Source organism: Haloferax sp. Atlit-109R (assembly GCF_003665865.1).
Classification (GTDB): Archaea; Halobacteriota; Halobacteria; order Halobacteriales; family Haloferacaceae; genus Haloferax; species Haloferax volcanii.
Genome location: NZ_QPLO01000002.1, coordinates 59634 through 85192, shown reverse-complemented (window position 1 = coordinate 85192; position 25559 = coordinate 59634). Strand labels below are relative to the sequence as shown.

The 25559-nt window shown below is 67.2% G+C and carries 24 protein-coding genes and 1 tRNA gene; 12 read left to right on the top strand and 13 right to left on the bottom strand.

Annotated features, from left to right (window positions below; genetic code table 11):
• The first annotated feature begins 188 nt into the window (after positions 1–188).
• Complete coding sequence (locus DVK03_RS08995) at positions 189–620, top strand: disulfide bond formation protein B (RefSeq protein ID WP_115802773.1); 432 nt, start codon at positions 189–191, stop codon at positions 618–620.
• On the opposite strand, the gene DVK03_RS08990 is transcribed toward DVK03_RS08995, so the two are convergent.
• The 6 genes from DVK03_RS08990 to DVK03_RS08965 all read right to left on the bottom strand — a co-directional run bounded on the left by DVK03_RS08990 (position 617) and on the right by DVK03_RS08965 (position 10454).
• Positions 617–2128, bottom strand: a complete 1512-nt coding sequence (locus tag DVK03_RS08990; protein ID WP_115803310.1) for a DASH family cryptochrome — start codon at positions 2126–2128, stop codon at positions 617–619. The two genes, DVK03_RS08995 and DVK03_RS08990, sit on opposite strands and share 4 nt — an antisense overlap.
• Before the next feature lie 104 nt (positions 2129–2232).
• Positions 2233–2781: a hypothetical protein gene (locus DVK03_RS08985; protein WP_008605649.1), complete on the bottom strand. Its 549-nt coding sequence runs from the start codon at positions 2779–2781 to the stop codon at positions 2233–2235.
• Between the two features lie 8 nt (positions 2782–2789).
• Entirely contained in the window at positions 2790–4799 is a 2010-nt protein-coding gene (locus DVK03_RS08980; RefSeq protein WP_115802772.1) for a SpoVR family protein, read from the bottom strand.
• Positions 4796–6115, bottom strand: a complete 1320-nt coding sequence (locus tag DVK03_RS08975) for a YeaH/YhbH family protein (protein ID WP_004044665.1) — start codon at positions 6113–6115, stop codon at positions 4796–4798. The genes DVK03_RS08980 and DVK03_RS08975 overlap by 4 nt, the downstream gene beginning before the upstream one ends.
• Positions 6106–8379, bottom strand: a complete 2274-nt coding sequence (locus tag DVK03_RS08970) for a PrkA family serine protein kinase (protein WP_049896334.1) — start codon at positions 8377–8379, stop codon at positions 6106–6108. The genes DVK03_RS08975 and DVK03_RS08970 overlap by 10 nt, the downstream gene beginning before the upstream one ends.
• A 2-nt stretch (positions 8380–8381) precedes the next feature.
• Positions 8382–10454 carry a PrkA family serine protein kinase gene (locus DVK03_RS08965; protein ID WP_006601555.1) on the bottom strand — a complete coding sequence of 691 codons (2073 nt, stop codon included), beginning with the start codon at positions 10452–10454 and terminating at the stop codon, positions 8382–8384.
• A gap of 559 nt (positions 10455–11013) precedes the next feature.
• Between DVK03_RS08965 and DVK03_RS08960 the strand changes: the two genes are divergently transcribed.
• Positions 11014–11394, top strand: a complete 381-nt coding sequence (locus tag DVK03_RS08960; RefSeq protein ID WP_115802771.1) for a DUF5820 family protein — start codon at positions 11014–11016, stop codon at positions 11392–11394.
• A gap of 24 nt (positions 11395–11418) precedes the next feature.
• Positions 11419–11868, top strand: a complete 450-nt coding sequence (locus DVK03_RS08955) for a UPF0179 family protein (protein ID WP_004061267.1) — start codon at positions 11419–11421, stop codon at positions 11866–11868.
• Positions 11869–11955: 87 nt separating this feature from the next.
• Here the strand turns inward: DVK03_RS08955 and DVK03_RS08950 are convergent, their stop codons facing one another.
• Positions 11956–12822: a succinylglutamate desuccinylase/aspartoacylase family protein gene (locus DVK03_RS08950; protein WP_115802770.1), complete on the bottom strand. Its 867-nt coding sequence runs from the start codon at positions 12820–12822 to the stop codon at positions 11956–11958.
• A gap of 119 nt (positions 12823–12941) precedes the next feature.
• Positions 12942–13427: a DUF309 domain-containing protein gene (locus tag DVK03_RS08945; RefSeq protein WP_115802769.1), complete on the bottom strand. Its 486-nt coding sequence runs from the start codon at positions 13425–13427 to the stop codon at positions 12942–12944.
• Between the two features lie 131 nt (positions 13428–13558).
• Here DVK03_RS08945 and DVK03_RS08940 point away from each other — a divergent pair.
• Positions 13559–13642, top strand: a tRNA-Leu gene (locus DVK03_RS08940).
• A gap of 844 nt (positions 13643–14486) precedes the next feature.
• Here DVK03_RS08940 and DVK03_RS08935 read toward each other — a convergent pair.
• Positions 14487–14756, bottom strand: coding sequence for a hypothetical protein (locus DVK03_RS08935; protein ID WP_115802768.1), 270 nt, complete (start codon positions 14754–14756; stop codon positions 14487–14489).
• Positions 14757–14847: 91 nt separating this feature from the next.
• On the opposite strand from DVK03_RS08935, the gene DVK03_RS08930 reads away from it, so the two are divergent.
• The 3 genes from DVK03_RS08930 to DVK03_RS08920 all read left to right on the top strand — a co-directional run bounded on the left by DVK03_RS08930 (position 14848) and on the right by DVK03_RS08920 (position 17484).
• Positions 14848–15645, top strand: coding sequence for an inositol monophosphatase (locus tag DVK03_RS08930; RefSeq protein WP_115802767.1), 798 nt, complete (start codon positions 14848–14850; stop codon positions 15643–15645).
• A 115-nt stretch (positions 15646–15760) separates the two neighbouring features.
• Positions 15761–16231 carry an Lrp/AsnC family transcriptional regulator gene (locus tag DVK03_RS08925; protein ID WP_004044674.1) on the top strand — a complete coding sequence of 157 codons (471 nt, stop codon included), beginning with the start codon at positions 15761–15763 and terminating at the stop codon, positions 16229–16231.
• Positions 16232–16365: 134 nt separating this feature from the next.
• Positions 16366–17484, top strand: coding sequence for a DUF63 family protein (locus DVK03_RS08920; RefSeq protein ID WP_199505992.1), 1119 nt, complete (start codon positions 16366–16368; stop codon positions 17482–17484).
• Positions 17485–17721: 237 nt separating this feature from the next.
• Here DVK03_RS08920 and DVK03_RS08915 read toward each other — a convergent pair whose 3' ends face one another.
• The gene (locus DVK03_RS08915) at positions 17722–19410 is read right to left on the bottom strand and encodes a YcaO-like family protein (RefSeq protein WP_115802765.1); all 1689 of its coding nucleotides are present in this window, start codon (positions 19408–19410) and stop codon (positions 17722–17724) included.
• Positions 19411–19459: 49 nt separating this feature from the next.
• Positions 19460–20287 (bottom strand): transcriptional regulator TbsP, encoded by an 828-nt coding sequence (tbsP, locus tag DVK03_RS08910; protein ID WP_004061260.1) that lies wholly within the window; start codon positions 20285–20287, stop codon positions 19460–19462.
• 366 nt (positions 20288–20653) lie between these two features.
• Between tbsP and glyA the strand changes: the two genes are divergently transcribed.
• The 4 genes from glyA to folD all read left to right on the top strand — a co-directional run bounded on the left by glyA (position 20654) and on the right by folD (position 23857).
• Positions 20654–21898 (top strand): serine hydroxymethyltransferase, encoded by a 1245-nt coding sequence (gene glyA, locus DVK03_RS08905; protein ID WP_115802764.1) that lies wholly within the window; start codon positions 20654–20656, stop codon positions 21896–21898.
• A gap of 97 nt (positions 21899–21995) precedes the next feature.
• Entirely contained in the window at positions 21996–22295 is a 300-nt protein-coding gene (locus tag DVK03_RS08900; RefSeq protein ID WP_008605461.1) for a DUF211 domain-containing protein, read from the top strand.
• Entirely contained in the window at positions 22295–22864 is a 570-nt protein-coding gene (locus tag DVK03_RS08895) for a VIT1/CCC1 transporter family protein (RefSeq protein ID WP_004044680.1), read from the top strand. Before DVK03_RS08900 ends, DVK03_RS08895 begins: the two co-directional genes overlap by 1 nt.
• 99 nt (positions 22865–22963) lie before the next feature.
• Positions 22964–23857 (top strand): bifunctional methylenetetrahydrofolate dehydrogenase/methenyltetrahydrofolate cyclohydrolase FolD, encoded by an 894-nt coding sequence (gene folD / locus DVK03_RS08890; protein ID WP_115802763.1) that lies wholly within the window; start codon positions 22964–22966, stop codon positions 23855–23857.
• 81 nt (positions 23858–23938) lie between these two features.
• Here folD and DVK03_RS08885 read toward each other — a convergent pair whose 3' ends face one another.
• Both DVK03_RS08885 and DVK03_RS08880 read right to left on the bottom strand, forming a co-directional pair.
• Entirely contained in the window at positions 23939–24172 is a 234-nt protein-coding gene (locus DVK03_RS08885) for a hypothetical protein (protein WP_004044682.1), read from the bottom strand.
• A 58-nt stretch (positions 24173–24230) separates the two neighbouring features.
• On the bottom strand, positions 24231–24941 hold the full coding sequence (locus DVK03_RS08880; protein ID WP_115802762.1) for a hypothetical protein: 711 nt from the start codon (positions 24939–24941) through the stop codon (positions 24231–24233).
• Positions 24942–25084: 143 nt separating this feature from the next.
• Here DVK03_RS08880 and DVK03_RS20050 point away from each other — a divergent pair, with 143 nt between their 5' ends.
• Positions 25085–25231, top strand: a complete 147-nt coding sequence (locus DVK03_RS20050; RefSeq protein WP_004061251.1) for a hypothetical protein — start codon at positions 25085–25087, stop codon at positions 25229–25231.
• The last annotated feature ends 328 nt before the right edge of the window (positions 25232–25559 follow it).

Genomic DNA, 25559 nt, shown 5'->3' with positions numbered 1-25559 from the left:
GCTCGCCGGGCGAGCCGATGGCTTGAGGTACGCCGAGGGCTATCGTCGCGCCACGACCAACGAGCGATGATACGCAACTCGACTCGACGAGACCGTGGCGAACCGCCCGAGGAGCGACAGCAGTCGGCTCCGAAGCCGAACGGACCGAGCGGAGCGAGGCGCGCGCCTCGTCGCGGGAGCGCCTGACCGTGTCGGACGCGACGCGCGCCACGCTCGCCGCGGGAACGCTCGTCGCGCTCGCCGCGACGAGCGGGAGCCTCTACTTCAGCCTCGGCCTCGGACTGACGCCCTGCGACCTCTGTTGGTACCAGCGCATCCTGATGTACCCGCTCGTCGTGGTGCTCGGGGTCGCCGCGGTCGAGGACCGACCCGACGTCTGGAAGACGGTGCTCCCCTTCTCGCTCGGCGGCCTCGCGCTTTCGGGCTACCATTCGTACCTGCAAGTCGCGCCCGGAGCGACCTGTACCGTCGGCGGCCCGTGTACGTCCATCCAGTATTCGATGCTCGGCGGCCTCCTGACGATTCCCCGACTCGCGTTCATCGGGTTCGCGCTCGTGACGGTTCTCGCGGTCGCCGTGGCCCGTGTCGGCGGCGAGACCGACGACGCGTGGGGCATCTAATCGGAGAAATCGACCATCGGTTCGGGGTAGTCCACGCCCAACTCGACGCCGTAGGACGCCTGTTCGGCCCCGCTGAGTTGCCACGGTTCGTGAGCGTATTCGGCGGGTAACGCGTCGAGTTGGGGGAGCCACGTCTTCACGTACTCGGCGTCCTCGTCGTAGCGCGTCGCCTGCCAGCGCACGTCGAACGAGCGGTCCCGCGAGTCGTTGCCGACGCCCGCGATGTAGGCCCAGTTGCCGTAGTTCGACGCGGGGTCGTAGTCGACGAGTCGCGTCTCGAAGTAGGCCGCGCCGCGTCGCCAGTCCAGTCGGAGGTCGTTCGCGAGGAACGACGCGGCGTTCTGTCGCCCGCGGTTCGACATGTAGCCCGTCGCGTTCAGTTCTCGCATGTTCGCGTCGACGAAAGGGATACCAGTTTTCCCCGCCGCCCAGCGCTCGAACTGCGCGTCGTCGCGTCGCCAGTCGATGTCGGTCCGCTCGCGGATGCCCGCGCGGCGGAAGCAGTCGCTCCCGTGTTTGGCGAACTGGAACTGGAAGAAGTCGCGCCAACGGAGTTCGAAGACGAGCCAGTACGTCGAGTCGTTTTCGACTCGGCGGGCCTCGTAGCGGTCCACCTCGGCCTTGACGTACCGCGACGAGAGACAGCCCTCGTTCAGCCACGGCGAGAACTTCGAGGAGTAGTCGGCTCCGAGCAGCCCGTTCCGCGTCTCCTTGTACTCGCGGAGGTGGTCGCCCGCCCAGACGTACGACTCAACGCGGTCGAGCGCGGCCGTCTCGCCGCCGTCGAAGGGGAGGACGCCGCGGTCGTCGGGAGCGCGGTCGGCGTTCGCGTCCGCGGTTCCGACGAGGTCCGAGACCGCGGGGAGGTCGCCCGCGTCGGGCGCGTCGTCGGGAAGCGGCGGGACGGTCGGTTCGGGAAGCGGGTCGCGGCCGCCGGGGTCGCCGTCGCTCGCGTGCTCGTCGCCGGCTGCTGCATCGCCCGTCCCGGCGTCTTCGGCGGCCGATTCGACCGCCTTCCGAAACGTCGTGTACGTGTCCGGGAGGTCGGAAAGCGCCATCGGGAGGTCGTCGAGGTGGGTGAGCGTGTGCCCCCAGAAGCGCCGGAGTTCGACGCCGCCGTCTCGAAGTTCCGTTTCGACCGCCGATTCGACGCGCGACTCCTCGGGTGTCGGGCGCGTGTGGACCGTCACGAAGTCGGCGTCGACGGTGGCGGCCACCTCGGGGAGGACGGACTCGGGGCGACCCTCGCGGACGACGAGGTCGCTTCCGCGGTCGCGGAGCGACGCCCGCAGGTCGGCCAGCGATTCGAGGCGGAAGCGGGCGCGGTGCGCGCCGGTCTTCTCGAAGTCGAAGGAGTCGGGGCCGCCGAACGGTCGGTCGCCGTACTCGCGCGGGTCCACGCAGTAGACGGGAACCACGCGGTCGGCGTCGCAGGCGGCCGCGAACGCCGCGTTGTCGTGCAGACGGAGGTCGCGGCGGAACCACGCGAGCGAAGTTGACTCGGACATCATCGGCGGCGCTTAGGATGGGGGTGACTTGAGTCGAACGGCGGATTCGGGGCTGATGGAATCGGGGCGGGTGGAATAGGACGGACCGCGACCGTGTCTCCGAGCTACGTTCGGCTTCGCGTCCGCAATCCGAGCTCCGCGCCGGCGACGACGGCGACGGCGGTGAGCGCGAGGCCGGCGACGAGCCGCGGGTCCACGCGGTCGATGACGGGGACGCCCATCCAGCCGGCGACGAGGAGCGCGAGTCCAGCCAGACAGGTCGCGAGCGACAGGAGCGCGAAGGGAGCTTGCGTCGGCTCCGCGTCGTCCAGGAAGTAGTCGAGTTCCGCCGCGCTCGACCCCAGCGAGACGGTCTTCGCCCGCGAGTCGTACGCGACGATGCGGAGCGAGTCGAGTTTAGGGAGGTGGGTCTGGTGAAGCGAGATGTAGACGCTCTGGCGAACGTTCTTCGGGGGCGGCGACTCGCCGGACTCTATCTCGGCGATGTGCTCCGCGAGGTCACCGACCGACTCCGGCCCGTCACCGTCGCGCAGCCGTTCGAGCGCGAGCCGTCGCCGCTCGTTTCTGAGCACGTCGTGGATGTCGGCCTCGTCGAGCGAGTCGTCCGCCTGCTCTTCGTCTCCGGGCGGAGTCGACGAGTCAGCGTCGTCCATCGCTCCGCTCAGAGCCAGTCATCGGGCTTCGTGTCGTAGTCGACCTCGCCGGCGGCGATGCGGGCTTCCAGTTCGGGGTCGAGGTCGTGTTCCTCGAACGACTCGCCGTCGTACCGAATCCGGATGGCTCGCTCTTCGGGCGTCGGCTCGCGCCCCCGTCGCCGGGCGACTTCGACCTCGTGTTCGTCGAACTCCTTCGTGATGGTCATCAGATTCACCGGCCGGCCCCAGAGGTGGTAGACGCGCTCCAAGACGCCCTTGGCCTGCTTCATGTCGAGGATGACGCCGTTGTACTGGTGGCCCAAGAGGAGTTCCCCGCGGTTGTCGAAGTTCCCGTCGTACACCGCGATGGTCGGCTTCCCGAAGTTGGTGAACTGGAACAGGAGCTTCTTTTTCACGTCGCGGTACTCCGACGACGAGACGCGGAACTGCTGGGACGACTGGGAGTACTCGTAGGCGAAGTAGTGGTTCGCGCGGACGAACTCCTCGGAGAGGAACGCGTCGAGGAACGTCACGTCGTTGTGGCTCTCGCGAATCTCGCGCATCCGGTCCCAGCCGGCGGTCTTGTCCACGTCGGCGAGGGCGTCTTCGACGCTGTCGTACACCTCGTCGTCGAACATATACCGCGAGAGCTGTTCGAGTTCGGAGCGCCGAATCCGGCTGAGGAACCCGCGGTTCTGCGACTTGACGAGCGAGTAGTGTCGCTCCGCGAGCCCCTCGTAGGTGAGGAGCTTCCACGGGTACGCATCGAGGTCGAGCGAGTCGTCGCCCGACAGCGCCCTGTCGAGCGTCTCGTGGTCGACTCTCGGGTCGTCGGGGCCGAGTTCGGACAGTTCGTCGAGCGAGTCGGCGCTGACGCCGTCGATAGCTGGGTCCGCCCGGAGGTGTTCCTGCACCTCGTCGAAGTCGACCGTCTCGTGGAAGTTGCGCCACGTGACGCCCGTCACGCGCAGGAGTTTGTCTGCGACCTCCGCGCGGTTCGTCGAGTTCTCGATGTACTCCCACAGCTCCTTGCCGAGCTTGTAGGGGTTGAGTCCGGGCGAGCCGAGGACGCGCGACTGGTGGTCGGCGTAGGTGATGAACTCGTCCGTGCCCGCGAAGCGCTCGTCGCCCATCATGAGCGACTCCCAGTAGGCCGCCCAGCCCTCGTTCATCACCTTCGTCATCTTCTGGGCGGCGAAGTAGTACGCCTCCTCGCGGAGCATGTCGAGGACGTCCTTCTGCCACGGCTCCATCTCCTCGGCCTTGCCCGTCTCCTCGTCGTACCGCATGCCGTGTTCGCGGACGTACGCGAGCACGTCCTTCCGGGGGTCGGTGAGCTTCGCGGCCTCGCGTTCGGCCTCCTCGACCTGTTCGAGCCACGCGTCGTCGAACACCTCGCGGCGCACGTCGTCGGAGATGTCGAGGCTGTCCAACTGGGCGCGGATGTCCTCGGGGATGCGGCCGTCCTCGTCGGCGGCGGCCTCGCGGATGGTCCGGTGCTGGTCGATGGTGTCTTCCAGACAGAGCACGGCGTCGATGAACTTCTCCACGTCGTCCCGGCTGATGTCGGGGTTCTGGACGTACCGCTCGATGGTCTGGGCGTGGCGTTCGAGCATCGCGGCCGCGGCGAACTGCCCCTCGTCGGAGAACAGCCCGAACCACTGGTTGTTCTTGAAGAAGTCCGAGTGCGCCTCGACGTGGGTGATGACGGCCTTCTGGTCGGCCAGCGAGTTCGACTCCTGGAGGAAGGCGTTCGCGGGGTCGTCGTTGTTGACGATTTCGAACGCCTTGCCCATGCCGAACTGGTCGGTCTTCCGCTGGCGGTCGTAGGTCATCCCCCACCGCCAGTGCGGATACCGCTCTTGGAAGCCGCCGTAGGCGATGAGCTGGTTCATCTCGTCGTAGTTGACCACCCAGTAGTTCACCGGGTAGGGGTCGAGTCCGAGCTTCTTGGCGAGCGCGCCGGCCTCCCGGACGGGCTCGTCGAGTCTGGCGGCCTCGCGCTGTGCGTCTCTGCGGTGTCGTCTGAAACTCATTCTGCTGTCGCCTCCGTGCTGAGGATGGTGTAGATGGCGTCGATGACGTCGTCGGGCTCCGAGACGTACGCGACCACGACGTTACCCTGCTCTCCGAGGCTCCGTTCGACCTCTTCTGCGTGGGTTGCGTTGATTGCGGTCCCGCCGGGCTGGGTCTCCACGTAGGCGTGGAGGTTCGCGTCTATCTCCTGCATGAGCGGGACGACCCGCTCTTTCGTGTCGTTCGAGGAGTTCTCGGAGTCGCCCGCGGCGAAGACGTAGCGGTTCCACTCGCGCCACGGGTAGCGCTCGTCTAAGACCTCCTTGGCCAGCTCGTAGGCCGACGAGATTCGCGTCCCGCCGCCCGAGCGGATGCCGAAGAACTCGTCGCGTTCGACCTCCCACGCCTCGGCGTCGTGGGCGATGTAGACGAACTCGGCGTGGTCGTACTTGCCCGTGAGATACCAGTCCAGCGGCGTGAACGTGCGCTCGACGAGTTCGCGCTTCGTCTCCCGCATCGACCCCGACACGTCGCGGATGTTGACGACCACGACGTTCGACTGCTTCTTCTCGATGACTTCGGGGTGGCGGTAGCGCTCGTCCTCGCGGCGGAACGGAATCTCGCGGAGCCCTTCCCGGCGGATGCGCTGGATGGCCGTCGTCCGCTCGACGTTCTCCTCCATCTCCGCGAAGGAGGCCCACGCCCCGCGTTCGTCGTCCGGGATGCGGCTCCACTCGTCTTCTATCCACGCCATCGAGACGAGGATGTTGTTCTCGCGGCACCATTCGAACACCTCGCGGGCGGTGGTGCCCTCGACCTTCATCGCCTCGCGGACGAACTCCTCGTCGAAGTCCATCGCCAGCTTGCGCTTCAGGCCCTCCTTGAACAGGCGCTCGAAGTCGAGGGTGCTGTGGGGGCCGCTCCGGGTGATGTCGGTGAAGTCGCCTTCGACCTCCTCTACGACCTCCTTGCCCTTCGGTTCGAGTTCGAGGCCGAGTTCCTCGTCTAACGCCTCCGCGAACTGCTCGGGGTCCATCTCGTAGTACTCGTGTTCGGCCCCCTCCTCGCCGGGGTCGCCGTCTTCGCCCTCGCCGTCGCCGGGCTCGGGCTGGCCGAGCGGCTGGCCCACGTCGGGCGTGCCGCCTTTCCCCTGTCCGACGCCGCCCATGTCGAGGCGGTCGTACTTGAACTCCGGCAGGTCAACGACCTTGATGGGTATCTTGATGTCTTTCGACCCGGACGCGCCGAGGTCGCCGTAGGAGATGAACTCCTTGAGGTCTTCGCGGCGCTCTTCGCCCACTTCGCGGAATCGTTCGAGGTCGTCTCTCAGTCCCATGTGTGGCTCACCTCCTTCATCACGGCACGGCTGGTCAGTTCGGCCGACGCGGCGGTGTAGCCGCGGTCGACCAGTTCGTCGATGGTGCGGGCTTTCACCCGCGCCGTCTCGGTGTTCGCCGGCGGGTCGTCCCACTGGCGGGGGTCGAGGTCGGCAAACAGCCGGCGCACGTCCTCCCAGTCGTGGGTTTCGAGCACCGTCCGGATGACCGGAATCTCGGTGAGGTCCACGTCGGAGACGGTAAAGCCCTCGTCGCGGTTCTCCCACGCGTAGCGGTTGAGCGCGGTGATGACCTTCTCGTTTCGGAACTCCTCGACCGACTCGGAGGGCTCGTTGCCCTCGTAGTCGTCCGGCGAGAAGCGCCCGAGGTGCTCGGTCTCGAACAGTTTCATCAGAAGCGGGTCGGGGTCGACCGGCCCGCGTTCGGTCTCTATCTGTCCGTCGGACGCCCACGCGTAGACGTGTTCGACGTACTCCTCGACCGTCTCGCGCTCGACCCCTTTGTCCGCGAGGAGCGCGTCGAGCACGTCGGCCTCCTGCTGGTCGAAGATGTACGATTTGACGGCCGCGATGCGGCCCTCGTACTCCGAGGACTCCGCCCGCGAGAACACGGGCGCGTCCGAGAGTTCTGCGACCATCTCGTCGAGCACGTCGGTCGGCATCACCACCGACGACACGTCGAGGTCGGGGTGTCTGCGGTCGATGCGGTCGTGGAGCAAGTCAGCGATGACATCGCGGGTGAACGTCACGGGAATCCCGTGGGTTCCCTCGGCGTCGCCGACGAACTCGAACGCGGACACCTCGCGGCGCTGGTCACCGACTTGCAGGTAGCCGCGGTCGAACAACAGCGCCTTGTCCACGAGGTCGAATTCGAGGTCCGGGTCGCGCGGCACGTCGTCGTCGTCGAGGCGGGTTACGACGCTGTATAGCGCGGCGGCCTCGACGGTGTGGGGCGCGAGTTCGCGGGTGCGGACCTCGCCCGGTCCCTCGCGGACGTCCAATGCGACGGCCTCGGCGACGCGGTCGGCCATCGCCTCGGGGTCGTCGGTCCAGACGCTCGTCTCGTTGGTCAGTTCGCGGCGGATGAGTTCGGCCTCCAGCGAGAGGTTCGTCAGGTAGCGGAACTCGTGTTTGTTGAGCCGGCGCTTGAGCGCCTTCAGCGGGTCGCGGCCGTTCCTGTCGGCGTACTTGTCGAGTTCGGCGTCGAGGTCCGGGTTCGAGATGATGACGAGCTGGGTGTCGATGTCCATCCCGATACCCTTGTCCAGTTTGACGTGCCCCTCGTCGGGGACGTTCAGGAGCTTCTGGAGCAGGTCGGCGTGCTGGGTGGCGTCCTCGACGATGGTGAGGAGGCCGTTGCCCTGCGAGAGCACGCCGTCGTAGCTGAACGCCTGCGGGTTCTTCCGCCCGCGGGAGTTCAGCTCGCGGAGCATGCTCGGCATCCACGACCCCACCAGTCGCTCCTTGGGCGAGCCGTCGTCCTCCGAGTGGAGGACGCCGACGCCGCGGCCGACGTCGACGACGTAGTTCTTCACCCGGAGGTGTTTCGGGTCGGTGACGGCGCTGAAGAGGTCGGTTTTCCCCGCCCGGCGGAACTCCTCTTCGAGGTAGGTGTACGCCTCCAGACAGAACGGGTCGAGGTCCTCGTCCACGTCGACGGGGATGTGGTCGCCGTTCCTGCTGTTGAGGTCGGACAGCAGTCGCTTGCGCACGTCGGCGGGGAACACCGAAAGCGGGTGCGACTGGACCGGGCTCTCGTACCAGTCCTCGTCGGCGGCGTCGACCTCGCCGCCGTAGGACAGCCCGCGGGTGTCGTCGGCGTTGGCGACGTTCCACTCGACGGTGTAGCGCCGCCCCGCGTCGGTCTTCGAGTACTCCCGGAGGCCGTTGATGAGACAGCGTTTCAACTCGGATTTACCCGTGGCCGTCGGGCCGTCGAACCAGACGATTTTCTCGGCCTTGCCGCGGTCGGCGGCGATGGTCCGCAGGTCGTCGACGAAGGCGTTGAGCACCTCCGTGTTGCCGAGGACCGCGTGCTCGCCGTCGTTTGCGGGGTCGTCGAAAAAGCGGTAGCGCTGTTTCTCCTCGCCCTGTTCGACCACCTGTCTGGTCCCCATCGACTCGATGGCTTCCAGGAGGTACTTCGACGCGTGGGAGGCGATAGACGGCGACTCGAACGCGGCGTCGACGTACTCGCCGAGGCTCATCGGCTCCTCGTAGGTGCCGCGGAGCGCCTCGTCCGCCTCGCGGATGTAGTCTCGCATGGTCACCCTTCGAGTTCGGTCTTCGCCACCTCCGCACCGGCGAACTCGAGCACCTCCCGTGCGCCGTCGCGCGAGTAGCCCTGGTCGACGAGCGCGTCGATCCACGCGTTGCGCTCGTCGTCGTCCAGCTCGTTCGCGCTCACGAGCGCCGAGAAGTTGATGTTGTGTTTCTTGTCCTCCCAGAGCTTGCGTTCGAGGGCGCGGCGGAGGCGGTCGTTGTCCTGCGGATTGAACGACGTGCCCTCGCGGGCGCGCCGGGAGACCCAGTTGGAGACCTCCTGTCGGAAGTCGTCCTTGCGGTCCTCGGGGATGTTGAGCTTCTCTTCGACCGCGCGGAGGAACTTCTCGTCGGGGTCCTGGTCGCGACCCGTCAGTTCGTCTTCGACCGTCGCGTCGTCGATGTAGGCCATGACGTGGTCCATGTACTTCTCGCCCTGCCGGCGAATCTCGTCGATGTCGTAGGCGAGCGCGTGGCGCACGTCCTCGATGGCGCGCTCTTTGTACTCCTCGCGGACCATTTCGAGGTAGCGGTGGTAGCGTTCGAGGTTCTCCTCGGGAATCGACCCGTGGTTCTCGAGATTCTCTTCGAGGTGGGTGAAGGATGACAGCGGCGAGAGGTAGCCCCGGCCGCGGTGGGTCGCGTCCATGATGGCTTCGGCGATTTCGTCGCCGATGAACCGGGCGGAGACGCCGTCCATGCCCTCTGCGATGTCGGCTTTCTTCTCGCCCTCCTCGCGGAGTTTGCGCACGTCCACGTCGTCGCCGTCGTCCAGCTCGCCGTTGTAGGCCTTCGCCTTCTGGACGAGCGAGATGGTGTCGGAGTCGGGTTCGACGATGCGGGTCAGGACGCCGAACAGCCCGGACATCTCCAGCGTGTGCGGCTCGACGTGGATGTCAGGCACGTCGGCGTTGCGGAGCATCTTCCGGTAGATTTCGGCCTCCTGTTCGTACTCGAGGACGTACGGGAAGTCGATGCGCTTGGTCCGGTCGTTGAACGCCTCCATCTTCTCGTCGCCCTTCTTCTCTCGGTACTCCGGCATGTTCGTCCGCCCGACGATGACTTGGTCGATGTCGATTCGGGGGTTGTTCTTCGGCTTGATGGTCTGTTCCTGCGAGGCGTGCAGGAAGTCGTAGAGGAACTCTCGCTGGAGCTTCAGCAGTTCCTCGCCGGAGAAGATGCCGCGGTTCGCGTTACAGAACGCGCCGGCGTAGTCGAACGCCCGCGGGTCGGACTCGCCGTACACCGCGAGCTTCGAGTAGTTGACGTCGCCGGTGAGTTCCGTCTCGTCTTGGTTCTTCTTGTCCTTCGGCTCGAACGTCTCGATGCACTGGCGTTTGTTCTCGGAGGCGACGAGCCGGACGATTTCGATGTGGTTCTCGACGACCTCCTCTAAGTCGTCGTCGTAGTGGGCCAGCAGTCGGTCCATGTAGAACTCCGAGGCGGGGTCTAACGCCTGGTCGTTCCGGATGGTGTAGGGCGCGTCGAGGTTCTCGTTCAACTGCTCTATGACCACGTCGCGCTGTTCCTGCGGGAGCAACACGAGCGGGTCCTGATTCATCGGTGACTTGACCACGTCGTCGGACGGGTCCTGGTCGCGGATGACGTCGCCGAGGTTCGTCCATCGGAAGGTGTACATCCGCCCCTCGTCGGACATGGTGTAGTCCTCGAAGTAGCGGCGGGCAATCCAGTCGAAGTGCGACTTCCCGGAGCCGACGGGGCCCAACAGGAGTTTGATGCGTTTTTCGGGGCCGAGGCCGCGGGCCCCCGATTTCACCTTGTTGACGAACTCGTGTATCGACTCGTGCACTTCGCGGCCGTAGAAGACGTTCTCCCCGTCGTGAAGGGGGTCTTCGGAGGCCATGAGGTACTCCACGACGCCCGCGTCCTCGTCGTAACGGGTGCCGTAGAAGTCGAACATGTCCGCCACGCGCTGGTGGGCGTTGCGAGCGATCTTTGGGTGGGCGTAGACCTCTTCCAAGTACCACTCGAAGCTCTTGGCCTCGCGGAGGTCCGCGGGCACGGAGTCTTTGTAGTGCTTGCTCAGGTCTGCGAGTGTTTCAATTTCGCCGGTCATTGTTCGTGGAGCCTCGTCGGACCAGCCGTCCGGAGACGACCGAGGGCGACGCGCCCGCGTTCGCGGGTCGCAGACGACACACCGCGAGCCACGGACCCGCGGCGACAGACCGCGGGCGGTGAATCGAAGTGCGTCGCCGCCGCTGCGCGCTCACGACGGGTCGGCGACGGGCGACAGAATCGGCGATTTGCAGGCGATGCGCGACGGCTCGCTCGGCCCGGGGACCGAGACTAATAGTGTTTGAGAGACGTTAGCATATAACGCTTTCTCCGAAGTGGTCAACTGATTGTCTCGAATCCAGGGATTTCCAGATGCGTACCGGTCTCTCCCAACCGAATCCGACCCGGAGTGTAGCGATTTAATCAGCGATTCAGTCCGTTGGCGGTCCCGTTAATCGGGTCGGCTGGGATTCATGTCGTCGCCGCCCGGTCACGTTCGAGAGGTGAACCACGGTCGTCGAACCGGCGTCGCGGCGACCGACTCGACCGACTCGTCGAGCCCGAGCGGCGGTGGCGACGGAAGCGGGAAGGCTTAGGACGCGCGGCGGACTAGCACGCTCATGACCGACCTGCCCGACGGGTGGACGCTCTGGAACGACGAACCCGAGGGGCGGCGCATCCTCGCGTTTCGCCCGGACGTGTTCAACGAGAGCGCCTTTCCCGCCGAGTGTATGCCGACCGTGTTCGTGTGGAACGGGTCGCGGGCGAACCGCCCGGGCGCGACGCAGATACGAACCGAGACGTGGCACGCGGTGCTCTATCTCGAACCCGAAATCGAGGCCGTCGTCGAGGAGTTCGACTCCCGCGAGGCGGCCGTCGACGGCGCGACCGACATCGCCGGGCGCTTTGCCGACGGCGAGATAGACTACCGGAGCGCCTACCAGGTCCCCCGCGAGGGCTACTTCGAGAAGCTCGACGAACTGACCGGGCGGGAGCCTTAACCGCCTCGCAGGAGAATCCCCGCTATGACCTCCGTCACTCTCGTCGGTGCCCGCCTGACCGACCCCGGCACCGAGTTCGTCTACCACGGTGAATCGAGCGCCTGCGAGGGCTGTCCGTATCGCCGCCAGTGTCTCAACCTCACCGAGGGCGTCCGCTACCGCGTCCTCGACGTGCGCGAGAACACGCAGGTCCTCGACTGCGCCGTCCACGACGAGGGCGTCCGCGCCGTCGAGGTCGAACCGGCCCCGGTCACGGCGAACGTCCCCTCGAAGGGCGCGTACGCCGGGAGCAAGGCCAGCCTGCAAGGTCCCTGCCCGCACACCGAGTGCCCGAGCCACGAGTACTGCGTCCCCGAGGGGGCGGAGTTCGACCAGGAGTACCGCATCCACGACGTGCTGGGCGACCCCCCGCACGACCACTGCCACCTCGACCGGAACCTGACGCTCGTCGAATTCGAACCCGCCGACGAGTAGGCGTTCGTTGCGGTTCGCGCCACCGACGCGGTCGCTGATTCGCGGGGAGGACGACGAACAGACGGGGAAAACGAGAGAACCGACCGACTACGGGAGCGTACCGACTTTCTCGCCGGCGTAGCCGAAGATGTCCGCGTAGCCGTACGCCGAAAGGAGAATGGGGTAGAAGTCGCGGTCGGCGACGAACTGCTCGGCGTCGGCGCGGGCGAACGCCTCGCCGGCGACGACGGGTTCGAAGTTGGTCGCGTGGACCTCGTACTGGTCGGCCGGCGGCTTGGGGAGTCGTTCGAGCAGGCGGAACACGTCGAGGCTGTGTTCCTCGGGGATGCCGAGTTTCAGCCGGTCGTCTTCGGTCTGCGACTCGGTTTCGTCGGGTGCGCCGCCGTCGCTGCCCCCGTCGCTCGCAATCGCGGGCGCGGGGAGGACGTTGGTCGCGGTGAGGAACGCCCGGATGAGCCAGTAGGCGTTGTCGGCGGCCTCGTCGGACTTCTGGAGGCCGGCTTCGACCTCGATGGTGTGGGCGTGTTCGATGAGGCGACCCTCCGCGAAGTGGTTCGTCTCGACGGCCACGTCGACCGGGAGCCGGGGAAGAATCGACCGGGAGATGGCGTCGACGGCGTCCACGATGGCGAACGGTTCGGCGTACGACTGGGTGGAGTGAATCGAGAAGGCCGTGGTGCCGCGGACCTCGCGGCCGAGGTCGTGGGCGAGGCGTCGTTCGTGGCTCTCGGCGTTGGGGTCGCCGGGGAACGCCCGGTTGAGGTCATCGTCGAGGTAGCGCTCGTCGGCCGCCAGCGCCTCTTCGTTGGCGACGATGAGCTTCACCGGCCGTTCGACGTCGGGGTCCTCCGCGACGAATCGCTCGATGGCGCGAGCACCACAGGGCTCGTCGCCGTGGATGGACCCGACGACGGAGACTTCCGGCGTGCCGTCACCGAGTTCGTAGATTCGCATTGCCGGTTCCTAGAACTGGACGCTAATGGACCTTTAGATTCTCCCGGTTCGCGCCGCTTTCGCGGACGTGTCAGCCGAGACGGTCGCCTCGGAACTTCGGTACCTCCGGTCTGACGCGATTAGTGGTCGAGTTTCTCGGCGTACTCGTAGTCGGCGGGGTAGGCGGTCGCGCGGTGTCCGTCGAGGGCTATCTGCCAGCCGTGGAGCGCCGTCGGGTCGTCCAGCGCCGCCCGGAGGGTCGCGCGCACGTCGTCCACGTCGACGCCGTAGAAGTCGCTCGGGACGCCGCTGAGATACTCCAGCGCCGTCTCGAACAGCGACCGCATCCCGACGTCGTTCTCGAAGTCGAAGTGTTTGTACGCGCCGGCGGCGACCTGCACCATCCCGTGGAGGAAGGCGCTTTCGGCGGTCCCCGCGCCGTAGTTGTACCACTCGTCTTCGAAGCAGTCGTGGCTCTCGTGGAAGTCGCCGGCGTTGAACAGGCGGACGCCGTGTTCGACCGCCCGCCGGAGCGTCGCGTGCTCCCACATCCGCAGGTCGTCGTCCCACCCCGTCGGGTTACCGAGCGGCGGGGCGACGCTCGGGTCGCGGGTGTGTTCGTCCATGTGAGTCAGGGCGAACGGAAGGCCGGTAACTCCATCGGTGGCGACACCACGGACTCGTCGTCGAGCAGTTCGGCGGCCTCGTCTGACGTTTCGCAACGTTTTAGCGGTCCCCCTGTCGTACTTGAGTACGCGCGAGGGTAGCTAAGTCAGGAAAAAGCGGCGGACTCAAGATCCGCTCCCGTAGGGGTCCGTGGGTTCAAATCCCTCCCCTCGCACTTCTGTCGAAACACGACGCGATGAGCGGTGGGTGCGTCCTGCGGGATTCGAATCCGGGCGTGTAAGCGGCCGCCGTGAAGTCGCGGTCCACCTTCCGCGGGCGAGCACACGGACGCCGAGGTGGGTCGCCGTTCCATATAAACCCGGTCGGGCGACCGCCGACGCCGTCTTTGCTACTCCGGTGAGTTGTTCGGCCACGCCGCCGCGGCAGGGACGCCACGCGTCTCTAGAGACATCCCGAACAATTCATCATGAACAGACCACGTTTCCGGTGAAAATGGCCGGGAGAGAGCCGACCGATGACGACATTCGACGGCGGCTTCAACTGACCTATCGGACGGTCTGACTATCGTCGTTCCCCGACTATTCAGAAAATATCAGAAACATTCATTATGTTATCGGACTTACGATAGTGTTGCCGGAAGCGCAAGGGCGTACCGGACGACCAAACCGAATCCGTCGGGCGACGTGAAAGGCGTCGACGATGGTACGCATCGCAAGGTGCGGAGGAATGGAATCGACGCGAACACCGAGTCTTTCGTAACAGGAAGACGAGGTCAAAGTGCCGAAGAGGAACCGAAACAGCCCCGTAACCGCTCTGCGAGCGAGCGGCGGGAAGACCAAGTACCGGACCACGAGGAATCGGAGTTCGGGAAGTCGGCGCAAGCCGAATACGGTCGTGAGGGCTGTGGAAAACGTCTTCCGTCCGGGTTCTAATTGCGGATTCTGGCTTTTCCGTTGTTCGCCCTCTGAGCGGGCGAGCCGTCCCGCGCGGCGGCGCAGTTTACGACACGACGACGCGACGCATCGGGTCGGCGTTACGGGAGCGACGTTCCGCCCGGATTACGGCTGCACCAACTGACTCATCAGCCGGAGATACTCCGAGGCGACGAGCGGTTCGTCGGCCGCGGTCCGCTCGACGGCCGCCACGCCGTGTTTCAGTTTCTCCTTGAGCGGGCTCGGCGGCACCTTGTGGCTGAGCACCCGAGACGCTTCCTCGACGTGTTCCAGCGCGGTTTCGGCGTCACCGGCTCTGACCGCCGCTCTGGCGTCGTCGAACGAGTCCGCGAGCGACTCGCGGACCCGCGCCGGGAGGTCGATAGCGTCTGACACGCCACGAGCTAAACCGCCCATCGACATAAGCCACCGGGCCGCGTCGCCTCCGGGTCGGTGGATATAGGCACCTGCCGGTTCTGTCACGCCCATGAACGAACTCGACGCCCGGGCGGACCGGGCACAGCGCGCGGCCCGCGACGGCGGCGCAGTCGCGCGGCGCGCCTTCAGAACCGGCATCGCCGTCGAGACGAAAGGCGGGAAGACGGACGTGGTCACGCAGGCCGACAAGGACGCCCAGCGCCGCGTCGTCGAGCGAATCCGCGGCGCGTTCCCCGACGAACCCATCGTCGGCGAGGAAGAAGACGAACGCAAATCGGTTCCCGAGTCGGGGCCGGCGTGGGTCGTCGACCCCATCGACGGCACGAACAACTTCGTCCGCAACGTGCCGGTCTGGGCGACCGCGGTCGCCGCCGTCCGCGACGGCGACCCGGTCGCGGCGGCCAACTACCTGCCCGCGCTGGACGACTGCTACGCGGCCGACGACGAGACGGCCTCCCGAAACGGCGAGGAAATCTCGGTGAGCCAGCGCGACGACCCCGAGACGTGTACGGTCTGTCCGACGTTCTGGTGGGACTACGACGCCCGCGACGAGTACGCCGCCGCGGCCCGCGCCATCGTCACTCGCTTTGGCGACCTGCGGCGCTACGGGAGCATGCAGGTCGTGCTCTCGTACGTCGCCGACGGTTCGCTCGACGGGGTCATCACGAACAAGCGAGCGAACCCGTGGGACTCGGTCGCCGGCGCGCACCTCGTCCGGATGGCCGGAGGCACGGTCACCGACCTCGACGGCAACGCGTGGCGACACGACTCCGAGGGCCTCGTCGCCTCGAACGGCCACGTCCACGACGCGGTGCTGGAGGCGGCCCGCGAAATCGACGGGCGGTAGCACCGGCGCGAAGCGGGCGGCCGATTCCGGCGAGCCGAGGCCGCCGAACGCCGCCGCCGACGCGGGCGGATTCCCATCCGCAAGTGCGAAGTTACCCCCCATCAGAAAGGATAGCATGGACCTCGACGCGACGGACCGGGCGATTCTCCGGATTCTGATGGAGGACGCGCGGACCCCGTTCAGCGAAATCGCCCGCAGAATCGATATGTCGAGCGCGACGGTTCACGACCGGGTCGGCCGGATGGAAGACGCCGGCGTCATCGAGGGCTACCACGCCCACGTCGACCCGCGGCAGGTCGGGCTGGGAACCTCCGCGCTGGTCGGCTTCCGGGTGAAACAGGGCCGCGAGAAGGAGGCGCTCCAGCAGCTCCGCGACATCGACGGCGTCCAAGAGATTAACCTCACCACCGGTGAGTGGGACGTGATGCTCCGGGTGTACGCCGAGGACACCGACGCCCTGCGCGAGCTCATGTTCGACCACATCGCCGAACTCGACGGCTTCTCGCGGTCCCAGACGATGGTCATCCTCGGGACCGAGTACGACGACCCGGTGTTGCCGATTCGCGAGCCGGACGACGAGGACTGAACCCCACCGCGGGGGCGACTCGCAGCGACGGGAACTGACTCACCCCGCCGAGGCGTGCGCCGGGAGTGCGAGAGACCGGAACCCTCAACAGGCCCGCCGTCGGGGTATCGGCTATGGCAACGGTAGCAGAGCGAATGGGTCTCGACTCCGAGCGCCTCTGGGGGCTCGGCGTCGCGGCCATCCTCGTCGCCCTCGTCGGCGGGTCGCTCGCGTTCCCTCGCGTCGTCTACGACGGCTTCATCTGGCACTACTTCTGGGGACCCGTCCAAGCCGACGCGAACTCGGCCGTCTGCGCGGTTCGCGCGGGCGGCGTCACCCAGTACCTCGACACGGCGTCGGCGTGCACCGCCGCGGCCGAACCCGTCGCGTACCCCGGCTACACGCTCGTCTCCGAGGTCGGCTACATGGTCACGCTCGTCATCGCCCTCTCGGGCGTCGTGTTCCTCCTCCGCCGCCTCGACATCGGTGAGCGCCCGCGGTTCTTCTACGCCCTCTTCCCGTTCATGCTGTTCGGCGGCGCGTTCCGCGTGGTCGAGGACGCCAACGACGCCCCCGGCGTCGCCGACGCCCTCATCACCTACCCGCTGAACACGCTCGTCATCAGCCCGGTCATCTACGTGACCGTCTTCGCAATCACCCTCGTCGCCGTCGTCGGGAGCGTCCTCGCCGAGCGACGGGGGCTGGTCGACGACTACGTGAAACCCCTGTTCGGGGCGGGTCTCGCTGTGCTCGCGGTCACGCTCGGCTACCTCCTGTGGGCCGGTCTCACCGGCGCGCAGGGCGCGACGTTCTACCCGCAGGTGCTCGTCGTCATCCTCGTCGGCGCGACGCTCACCGCCGCGGCGACGTGGTGGCTCGTCGAGCGCTTCGCCCCCGAAGTCAACGAGGGGACGGGATACATCGGCCTCGTCGTCATCTGGGGCCACGCCATCGACGGCGTGGCGAACGTCATCGGCCTCGACTGGATGACCGACCTCGGCGCGGGGCACAACCTCGTCCCGAAGCACCCGGTGAATCAGGCGGTCGTCGATTTCACCTCCTCCACGCTCCCCGAGTCGGTGCTGGCCGTCACGGGCGACGCGTGGCCGTTCCTGCTCGTCAAACTCGTGGCCGCGACGGCCGTCGTCTGGGTGTTCGACGAGCAGATATTCGAGGACAGTCCGCGCTACGCAATCTTGCTTCTCATCGCCGTCCTCGCGGTCGGGCTCGGGCCGGGGAGCCGCGACATGCTCCGCGCGACGTTCGGCGTCTAATCGACCCGCCGTCCCCTCTGTTCCGGCCGCTCGTTTCCGCGCTCCGACCCCTCGTTCTCTCTCCCGCGAAGCTTCAAGTACCGAGCCGCGGCCACCGCCGCTATTCTGTGACGCACGCCGCGCGGCGGCCTGCGGGTGTCCGGCACACCGCCGCGCGGACTCGATTCGGCCCGCCTGCCGCGCGGCCGCCCGTGCCGGCTGTCAGCTACGATGCCCACGAACCCCGAGACCCGCCAGCTACGGGAACGGGTGGAACTCGCGGTCCAGTCGCGGCTCGAAGCCGAGGTCTCGCGGCACCGACTCGGCGCGGTCAGCGAAGTACGGCTCGCCGATAAACAGCGGTTGGGCCGCCGGCACGAGCACGCGAACCGCCTCGAAGCCGAGGCGCGCCACGTCTCGCGGGGTGGTCCGCGCCGCGTAGGCGTCGAGACCGGCGTCTGTGACCGCCGAGACGACCGCGTCGAGTTCGGCCGCGCCTTCGGGGGTTTCGTCGGGACCGACCGAGTCCGCGGGGATGGTCGCGTCCGGCGAGACGAACGTCCGTGCCGGCTTCGGGAAGTCGGCGTAGGTCGCAATCGCGCCGCCCTGCGTCGCTGCCTGCTCTGGCCCCATGCCGCGCAGTTCGGTCCAGTTCTGAAGCGCCTCGGCCAGCGCCGACCGAGCGGCGCGGTTCGCGTCGAGGTCCGCGCCGGAGCCCATGGCGAACTTCGGCCACTCGCCGTCGCGGTGGACCGCCACCGCCACGACCGGCACGTCCACGTCCTGCGTCACGAGGAGCGCAGTCACCTCGAGGGACTCAGAGCGGGCGCGGGCCGCCAGCGTCTCGAACGTCTCGTCCGTCACGTCCAGCCCGAGCGGGTCGAACGTCGAGTACCACGCGAGCATCGTCGCGTCGCGCTCGACGACCTCGTAGAGCCCCGAGAGAATCGCCTCGGTCCCGGAGTTACCGAGGCCGAGACCGGTCGTAATCGACGGCTTGTGTCGCTCCGACGGCGGCGGATAGTGGACGAACTCCGCCGGGAGCGAGACGGTCGCCCCGGTCGCGAGGTCCTCGCCTTCGACCCACTGAATCGGTTCGTCGGGGTCGGGGTCGCGGAAGGAGTCGGGTCTGACGAAGCGACTCGGCGGCACCGCGGCCGGCCGGGACGCCGCGGGCGCGACGGCGAACTCGCTGGTTCGGTAGACGCCCGCCGAGTAGCGTTCGAGCGCCTCGCCGAGTGCCTTCATGTAGGCCTCGTCCCAGCCGGCGGCCGCGCCGCCGGCGAGTTCGGCCGCCCGAGCGTCGGCGTACACCGTCGTGTCCGCCGTCTGCGCGACGTAGTACGGCAGCGGGAACGACTCGCGCTCCCCGACCTGCCTGACGATGCCGACGCGGTCGTCAACGGCCGATTCGGCCCGCGCGAGCGCGTCGTCTAGCTCGACGGCGCGGAAGTCGCGGTCGAGAGTTCGGTCCCGCTCCGTCGGCGACGGAGTCGGGAGAAACGACCGCTCGGGGCCGGGGACTTCGACGACGGTCCCGGCCACGTCGTCGCCCGAGAGGAGCGCGATGCCGCGCTGCCCGGCCACCGCGCCGGCGAGTCGAACGGCCGCACGGTCGCCGCCGGGGCGACCCTCAGACTCCGTGGTAGACGCGACCCGCGCCCGGAGGGCCGCGAAGTCGGCGCTTTCGGGGTCGAACGCCGAGACGGCCGCGTCGAGGTCGGGGACGGCGTGTCCGCCGACGCCGCCGATTTCGACCGCGAGCCAGCGCGAAGCGGCTTCGTCGGCCGTGTCGAAGGCGTCGCTTCCGGCCGCGGCGACGACGAATCCGAGGTCGAACGAACCGAGCGAGTCGGGGGTCGTCTCCGCGACCGTCGCATCGATGTCGGCGCACGCCGCGCGAATCGACTCGGCGGCGGGGCCGCTCCCGACGAGTCCGATGTCCATGCGCGCGACGAGGGGAGACGGAGGGAAAAAGCGAGGGGGTCGCGGTCGGCTACGCGTCGAGCAGTTTCTGGGCCTCGTCGGCCAGTTCGTCCGCGCCGGCGGCGACGAGTTCGTCCGCGCCGAGCTTCAGGCGGAGTCGCGGGCGGCCGACGTCGATAGGAACTTTCTCGGTGTCGATGAGGCCGAGCTCTTCGAGCTTCGTCTTCGTCCGGGAGAACGTCGCCTTGCTGGCGATGCCCACGTCCTCGCCCCACTTCGAGATATCGTAGAGGAGGACCTCGTTGCGGGCGGCGACGAGCAGCGAGATGGTCACCTCGTCGAGGCCGTCGCCGTCGCCGCGGGCCGACGACAGCGAGCCGAGCACGGCGTCGAAGTCGGCGAGCGTCTCTTCGCTGATGTCCTCGCCGAGCGTCTCGCGAACGCGCGCGAGCGGCGGCGTCCGGAGCTTGAACTCGGGAGCGTCCTCCCAGTGGGCCTGATGAGCTTCGAACGCCGTCTCGACGAACGCCTCGTCGTCGGTGACGAGGCCGGCGACCTTGTCCCCGGCGGCGACGAGCGCGACGACCGAGTTCGGCGTGACGAACAGCGTGTTCTCGACTTCGTCGGCGGCGGTTCGCATCGAGAGCGCGCCGTCGGCGACGAGGTTCGCGGCGTTCGAGGCGACGATGAAGTCGTCGAGCACGTCCTTCAGGACGCCCTCGTCGGCGACGAGCCGAATTTCCGGGAGGTCGCCGTCGATGTCTGTCGCCACGGCGACGAGCCCCTCGATGACCTCGGCGGTCGGGTTCGCGACCAACACCTCGTCTTCCGACGAGGAGAGGACGGACTGGATGATGTCTTCTACCCCCTCAGCGAGTAGATTAGAACGAATAGCCATAGCTTGAATATCGCCGGTAATATATTTAATATTAACGCAAGACGACCGGCAGAACGTATTCGAAATCGAGTTGTACCAACGCTGTATCGAGCGAATTGAGCTGCTAGTTTCAGAAATTTTACGTCTATCGTGGGGTGGGAAAATCGGTTCCGAACCGAGGGACTCGGTCGGAGCGTCGTCGTCACCCGCGGGGTCTGACCCGAGTCGTCTGTTCGGCCCGGAGACACGACGACAGAGGCGGGTCTCGCGCGTTCGTGTATCTGTTCGCGGTAGCACGCCACAGAATATACATGGGTGTGCAACACAACACCGGCAGGCGTAGCCAAATGGGACACATTTATGCCGTGATTGGACCGGATACTACGTATGGACTACAGCCACGTCCGCGACGTCGACCCCGCCGTGGCAGACGCCCTCGACGGCGAGGTCGAACGCCAGCGCGACACGCTCGCGATGATCGCCTCGGAGAACCACGTCAGCGAAGCGGTCCTCGAAGCCCAAGGGAGCGCGCTGACGAACAAGTACGCCGAGGGCTACCCCGGCAAGCGCTACTACGCTGGCTGTGAGTATGCCGACGACGTGGAGACCCTCGCCGTCGAGCGCGCGAAGGAACTCTGGGGCGCGGAGCACGTCAACGTGCAGCCCCACTCCGGCACGCAGGCCAACATGGGCGTCTACCTCGCCATGCTCGACCCCGGCGACAAGATTCTCTCCTTGGACCTGACCCACGGCGGCCACCTGAGCCACGGTCACCCCGCGAACTTCACGGGCAAGCTCTACGACGTCGAACAGTACGAAGTCGACGCCGAAACCGGCTACATCGACTACGACCAGCTCGCGGAGAAGGCCGCGGCGTTCGAGCCGGACATCATCGTCTCCGGCTACTCCGCGTATCCGCGGGCCGTCGAGTGGGAGACGATTCAGGAGGTCGCAGACGACGTTGACGCGCTCCACCTCGCCGACATCGCCCACATCACGGGCCTCGTCGCGGCCGGCGTCCACCCCTCGCCGGTCGGCGTCGCGGACTTCGTCACCGGTTCGACCCACAAGACCATCCGCGCCGGTCGCGGCGGCATCATCATGTGCGACGAGGAGTACGCCTCCGACATCGACAGCGCCGTCTTCCCCGGCGCGCAGGGCGGCCCCCTCATGCACAACATCGCCGGCAAGGCCGTCGGCTTCAAAGAGGCGCTCGAACCCGAGTTCGAGGAGTACGCCCAGCAGGTCGTCGACAACGCGAAGGCTCTCGCCGAGACGTTCGAAGACCACGGTCTCAGCGTCGTCTCCGGCGGCACCGACACGCACCTCGTGCTCGTCGACCTCCGCGACTCGCACCCCGACCTCACCGGCGGCACCGCCGAGGAGGCGCTCGAATCGACGGGCATCGTCCTCAACGCGAACACCGTCCCCGGCGAGACGCGCTCGGCGTTCAACCCCAGCGGTATCCGCGCCGGCACGCCCGGGCTCACCACCCGCGGCTTCGGTGAAGACGAGATTCGCGAAGTCGGCGAACTCATCGTGAAGGTCGTCGACGCCCCCGAGGACGACGTGCTCGCGGAAGTCTCCGAGCGCGTGCAGGAACTCTGCGACGCCAACCCGCTGTACGAGTAAGTGACGCTCGCAGGCGGCCACTGCGGCCCGACGTTCGGCTTTTCAAACCCCTCACCCGAGTAACACTATTAGCCGCGCCGCCGTATCACCGTCCGATATGGCTCCGATTCGTCGGCTCGTTCTCGACGTGTTGAAACCGCACAGCCCCTCGACGGTGGAGGTCGCCCGCGAGGTCGCGGACGCGGCCGGCGTGGCCGGCGTGAACGCGACGCTCCTCGAAACCGACCGCGAGGTGCAGAACCTCAGGCTCGTCGTGGAGGGCGAGGCCATCGACGCCGACGAGGTCGAACGCCGCGTCCGCGACCTCGGCGGGACGGTCCACTCGGTGGACGAAGTCGTCGCCGGCGAGACGCTGGTGGAGTACCGAAACCAGCCGCAGGACCCGTCACCGCCGTGATGTTCGGTCGACTCGGCGCGCTCCTGCGCGACGACCGCGTCCGCGCCATCTCCCGGCGGTACTTCGTCTCGAACGGCTTCGACGGCGCGCTGACCTGCATCGGTCTCGTCATCGGCGCGTACCTCACCGGCGTCACGGACGGGGTGACGGTCGTCGAAATCGGCGTCGGCGCGGCGGTGGGGCTGACGACCTCCGGCGTCTGGAGCGTCTGGGAGATAGAGCGCGCTGAAAAGCGGGCCGAACTCGGGCGCATCGAAGACGCCATGCTGGCCGACCTCGGCGGGACCGCGGTCGAACGCGACCAGGTCGCGGCGCGGGGAATCAACGCGGCCGCAAGCGGACTCGGCCCGCTCGTCGGCATCGTCGTCCCGCTCCTCCCGTTTCTCGCGGTCGGCACGCTGCTGACGATGACGTGGGCGACGCTCGCCTCGGTCGGCCTCGGAACGGCCATCCTCTTTGCGTTCGGCGCGTACATGGGGTCGATATCGGAACAGCGGTGGTACGTCGCCGGCCTGCGGATGGCGCTGGCGGGCGTCGCGGTGGCCGCCGTGAATCTGCTGTTCGGGTGACCGCAGATGGCCACAGACGTGTATATTTTGCTTCTCTCGTCTCCAAGAATACGCACGAATTCGAATCTTTGAAATGCCCGGAGCGCGCTGTCTGAGACAATGACGACCATCATCGACGGCAACGCCGTCGCCGAGGAGATTCGCGACGGGCTGGCCGACGCCATCGACGCGCTCGACGAGGCCGGCGTGAAGCCGGGGCTCGCCACCGTGCTGATGAGCGACGACCCCGCCAGCGAGACGTACGTCTCGATGAAACAGCGCGACTGCGAGGAGGTCGGCATCGAGGCGTTCGACTACGAACTCGACCCCGAGACGCCCGCCGACGAACTGTACTCGCTCGTCGACGACCTCAACAACGACGACGAGGTCCACGGCATCCTCGTCCAGATGCCCGTCCCCGACCACGTCGACGACCGGACGGTCCTCCGCCGCATCGACCCCGCCAAGGACGTCGACGGCTTCCACCCCGAGAACGTGGGCCGCCTCGTCGCCGGCGACGCCCGCTTCAAGCCCTGTACGCCCCACGGCGTCCAGAAGCTCCTCGCCGCCGCCGACGTGGAGACCGAGGGCGCGGACGTGGTCGTCGTCGGCCGCTCGGACATCGTCGGCAAGCCGATGGCGAACCTGCTCATCCAGAAGGCCGAGGGCGGCAACGCCACGGTCACGGTCTGCCACTCCCGCACCGACGACCTCGCCGCGAAGACCCGCGAGGCCGACATCGTCGTCGCGGCCGCGGGCGTCCCCGAACTCGTCACCGGCGACATGCTCTCGGAGGGCGTCGTCGTCATCGACGTGGGCGTCAACCGCGTCGACGCGGACAACGAGAAGGGCTACGAGCTCGTCGGCGACGTGGAGTTCGACTCCGCGAAGGAGAAGGCCAGCGCCATCACGCCGGTCCCCGGCGGCGTCGGCCCGATGACCCGCGCGATGCTCCTCTGGAACACCGTGAAGGCGGCCGCCGAGGCCGAGGGCGTCGACGTCGACCTCCCCTGAGTTCGGAGCGGAACGCGAGCCCGCGTCCACAGGCCGATTCGGCTCCCGGTCGGGCGCTGACGCCCGCCCAACCGATTTTTCTCACTCGTGAGTCGCCACGAGCAGTCGGTCGCCGTCCCGCCGGACGCAGAATCGGGTGTCGGCGTCCACGTCGAAGCTGTGCGCGGTTCGGTCGGAGATGAGCAGTTGCGAGAAGTCGTCGCCGCAGGCCGGACAGGCCACGCCGTCGCGGTTCTCGACGAGCATCGTGTCGCCGTCGTCGCGGAGTAGTTTCACCCGGTGGCGAACCTCGTGGATGTCGAATCCGGCAGTCATCGTCTGCGAAGGGTCGCCGCGGGGCAAAAACGTTCGGTGAACGCGGCGGTCGGCGGCCTCAGAACAGCGATGCGAGCGTGTCGCGGGCCGACGCGAGCGCGTCGAGGTCGTCGTCGACGAGCGCGGTGTGAATCTCGCGGGCGGCCTCGACGAGCGCCTCGGACTCCGACAGCGAGACGGCCCCGTCGAGCGCCTCGACGCGTTTGCGGTGGTTCGAGAGGGTTTCGAGCGTCGTCCTGACCTCGGGGTTCGGGTTGTCGTCGAGCCACGTCGAGAGGTCGCGACAGTAGGCGTCGATGGCCTCGGCGTAGGCGAGACCGCGGGCATCGGTCATCGAGTCGGGCACGGCGTCCGGCGCGAGGCGTTCGCCCTCGTCGGCGCGGCGGAGCAGGCTGATGACGTAAAGCTGTTCGTCGTCGGTGGGTCGGTTCGACCGGGCGACCACGTCGACCGCGTGGAGGAGTTCGTGGGCCGCGAGCGGGGTGTCTCCGAGGGGGAGCAGTTCGCCCCCGCGGATGTAACCCGTCTGCCGGACGTAGTCGCGGAGGTCGGATTTCAACGCCGGCGCGGCGTCTCGAATCGACCCGTCGCCGACGGCGGAGCGGTGCGCCGAGAGGTCGAGGTCGGTCTGCGTGGCGGTGTGGCGCTCCCTGCCGCCGACGCCGACGCTCCGGAGGCTCCCGCACTGCGGGCACGATACGCTTCCCGTCTCGTAGTACGACCATCGGTGGTCGCACTCCTTGCACTCGCGCTCGCCGCGTATCTCCATGCGAATGGGTTCGCCCCGACGGCGCAAAAGCACGGCGACCCGATGCGGGGGCGTCTGGCGCGAGGTGAGTCGACGCGGCCGCGAGCGGTCGCCAGTCGAGACGACCGCCGGGCTACATACGTCCGGCCGCCCACCGTCGGCGTATGCGAAGCGAATCCGAAGTTCGAGAGCAGTACGAGTTCCTGAAGGACGAACTCGACTCCGAGGAGATGCGACACGAAGGTGTCAGAAAGCTCATGACGCACTACAAGCGGGCGCTCGGCTGGGTGTTGGAAGAAGAGCATATGTGACTAACCAAACATAACTCTTCGAACAGAACGAAATCGACGAACGCCGGAATTCGGCGCGTACGTACCACTCAGATGGACAGTTAGCATCGTTGTCAACGATTGGCACGCGTCGTTATCTTTAAGTGAAACCGAACAGTAGCCGTAAGTGACGCTTCGCTTTGGAGGGCCGAAGCGTCAGCGGGGACCAATTCAGGGCGGCATGCCGTGCCGGAGATTTCCGGCACGGCTTGCTTTCCTTCTGCGCGAAACTACGACCTGAGACCGGCAGGTCCGTCTCACTCGCCGTCCGAAAACGAACTCCTGATTCCGAGTCGGCCGACCGTCTCCC

Excerpts from the sequence above, each read along its gene's own strand:
- DVK03_RS08990 (WP_115803310.1), bottom strand. The coding sequence starts at position 2,128 with ATGTCCGAGTCAACTTCGCTCGCGTGGTTCCGCCGCGACCTCCGTCTG.
- DVK03_RS08985 (WP_008605649.1), bottom strand. The coding sequence starts at position 2,781 with ATGGACGACGCTGACTCGTCGACTCCGCCCGGAGACGAAGAGCAGGCG.
- DVK03_RS08980 (WP_115802772.1), bottom strand. The coding sequence starts at position 4,799 with ATGAGTTTCAGACGACACCGCAGAGACGCACAGCGCGAGGCCGCCAGA.
- DVK03_RS08975 (WP_004044665.1), bottom strand. The coding sequence starts at position 6,115 with ATGGGACTGAGAGACGACCTCGAACGATTCCGCGAAGTGGGCGAAGAG.
- DVK03_RS08970 (WP_049896334.1), bottom strand. The coding sequence starts at position 8,379 with ATGCGAGACTACATCCGCGAGGCGGACGAGGCGCTCCGCGGCACCTAC.
- DVK03_RS08965 (WP_006601555.1), bottom strand. The coding sequence starts at position 10,454 with ATGACCGGCGAAATTGAAACACTCGCAGACCTGAGCAAGCACTACAAA.
- DVK03_RS08960 (WP_115802771.1), top strand. The coding sequence starts at position 11,014 with ATGACCGACCTGCCCGACGGGTGGACGCTCTGGAACGACGAACCCGAG.
- DVK03_RS08955 (WP_004061267.1), top strand. The coding sequence starts at position 11,419 with ATGACCTCCGTCACTCTCGTCGGTGCCCGCCTGACCGACCCCGGCACC.
- DVK03_RS08950 (WP_115802770.1), bottom strand. The coding sequence starts at position 12,822 with ATGCGAATCTACGAACTCGGTGACGGCACGCCGGAAGTCTCCGTCGTC.
- DVK03_RS08945 (WP_115802769.1), bottom strand. The coding sequence starts at position 13,427 with ATGGACGAACACACCCGCGACCCGAGCGTCGCCCCGCCGCTCGGTAAC.
- DVK03_RS08930 (WP_115802767.1), top strand. The coding sequence starts at position 14,848 with ATGAACGAACTCGACGCCCGGGCGGACCGGGCACAGCGCGCGGCCCGC.
- DVK03_RS08925 (WP_004044674.1), top strand. The coding sequence starts at position 15,761 with ATGGACCTCGACGCGACGGACCGGGCGATTCTCCGGATTCTGATGGAG.
- DVK03_RS08920 (WP_199505992.1), top strand. The coding sequence starts at position 16,366 with ATGGGTCTCGACTCCGAGCGCCTCTGGGGGCTCGGCGTCGCGGCCATC.
- DVK03_RS08915 (WP_115802765.1), bottom strand. The coding sequence starts at position 19,410 with ATGGACATCGGACTCGTCGGGAGCGGCCCCGCCGCCGAGTCGATTCGC.
- tbsP (WP_004061260.1), bottom strand. The coding sequence starts at position 20,287 with ATGGCTATTCGTTCTAATCTACTCGCTGAGGGGGTAGAAGACATCATC.
- glyA (WP_115802764.1), top strand. The coding sequence starts at position 20,654 with ATGGACTACAGCCACGTCCGCGACGTCGACCCCGCCGTGGCAGACGCC.
- DVK03_RS08900 (WP_008605461.1), top strand. The coding sequence starts at position 21,996 with ATGGCTCCGATTCGTCGGCTCGTTCTCGACGTGTTGAAACCGCACAGC.
- DVK03_RS08895 (WP_004044680.1), top strand. The coding sequence starts at position 22,295 with ATGTTCGGTCGACTCGGCGCGCTCCTGCGCGACGACCGCGTCCGCGCC.
- folD (WP_115802763.1), top strand. The coding sequence starts at position 22,964 with ATGACGACCATCATCGACGGCAACGCCGTCGCCGAGGAGATTCGCGAC.
- DVK03_RS08885 (WP_004044682.1), bottom strand. The coding sequence starts at position 24,172 with ATGACTGCCGGATTCGACATCCACGAGGTTCGCCACCGGGTGAAACTA.
- DVK03_RS08880 (WP_115802762.1), bottom strand. The coding sequence starts at position 24,941 with ATGGAGATACGCGGCGAGCGCGAGTGCAAGGAGTGCGACCACCGATGG.
- DVK03_RS20050 (WP_004061251.1), top strand. The coding sequence starts at position 25,085 with ATGCGAAGCGAATCCGAAGTTCGAGAGCAGTACGAGTTCCTGAAGGAC.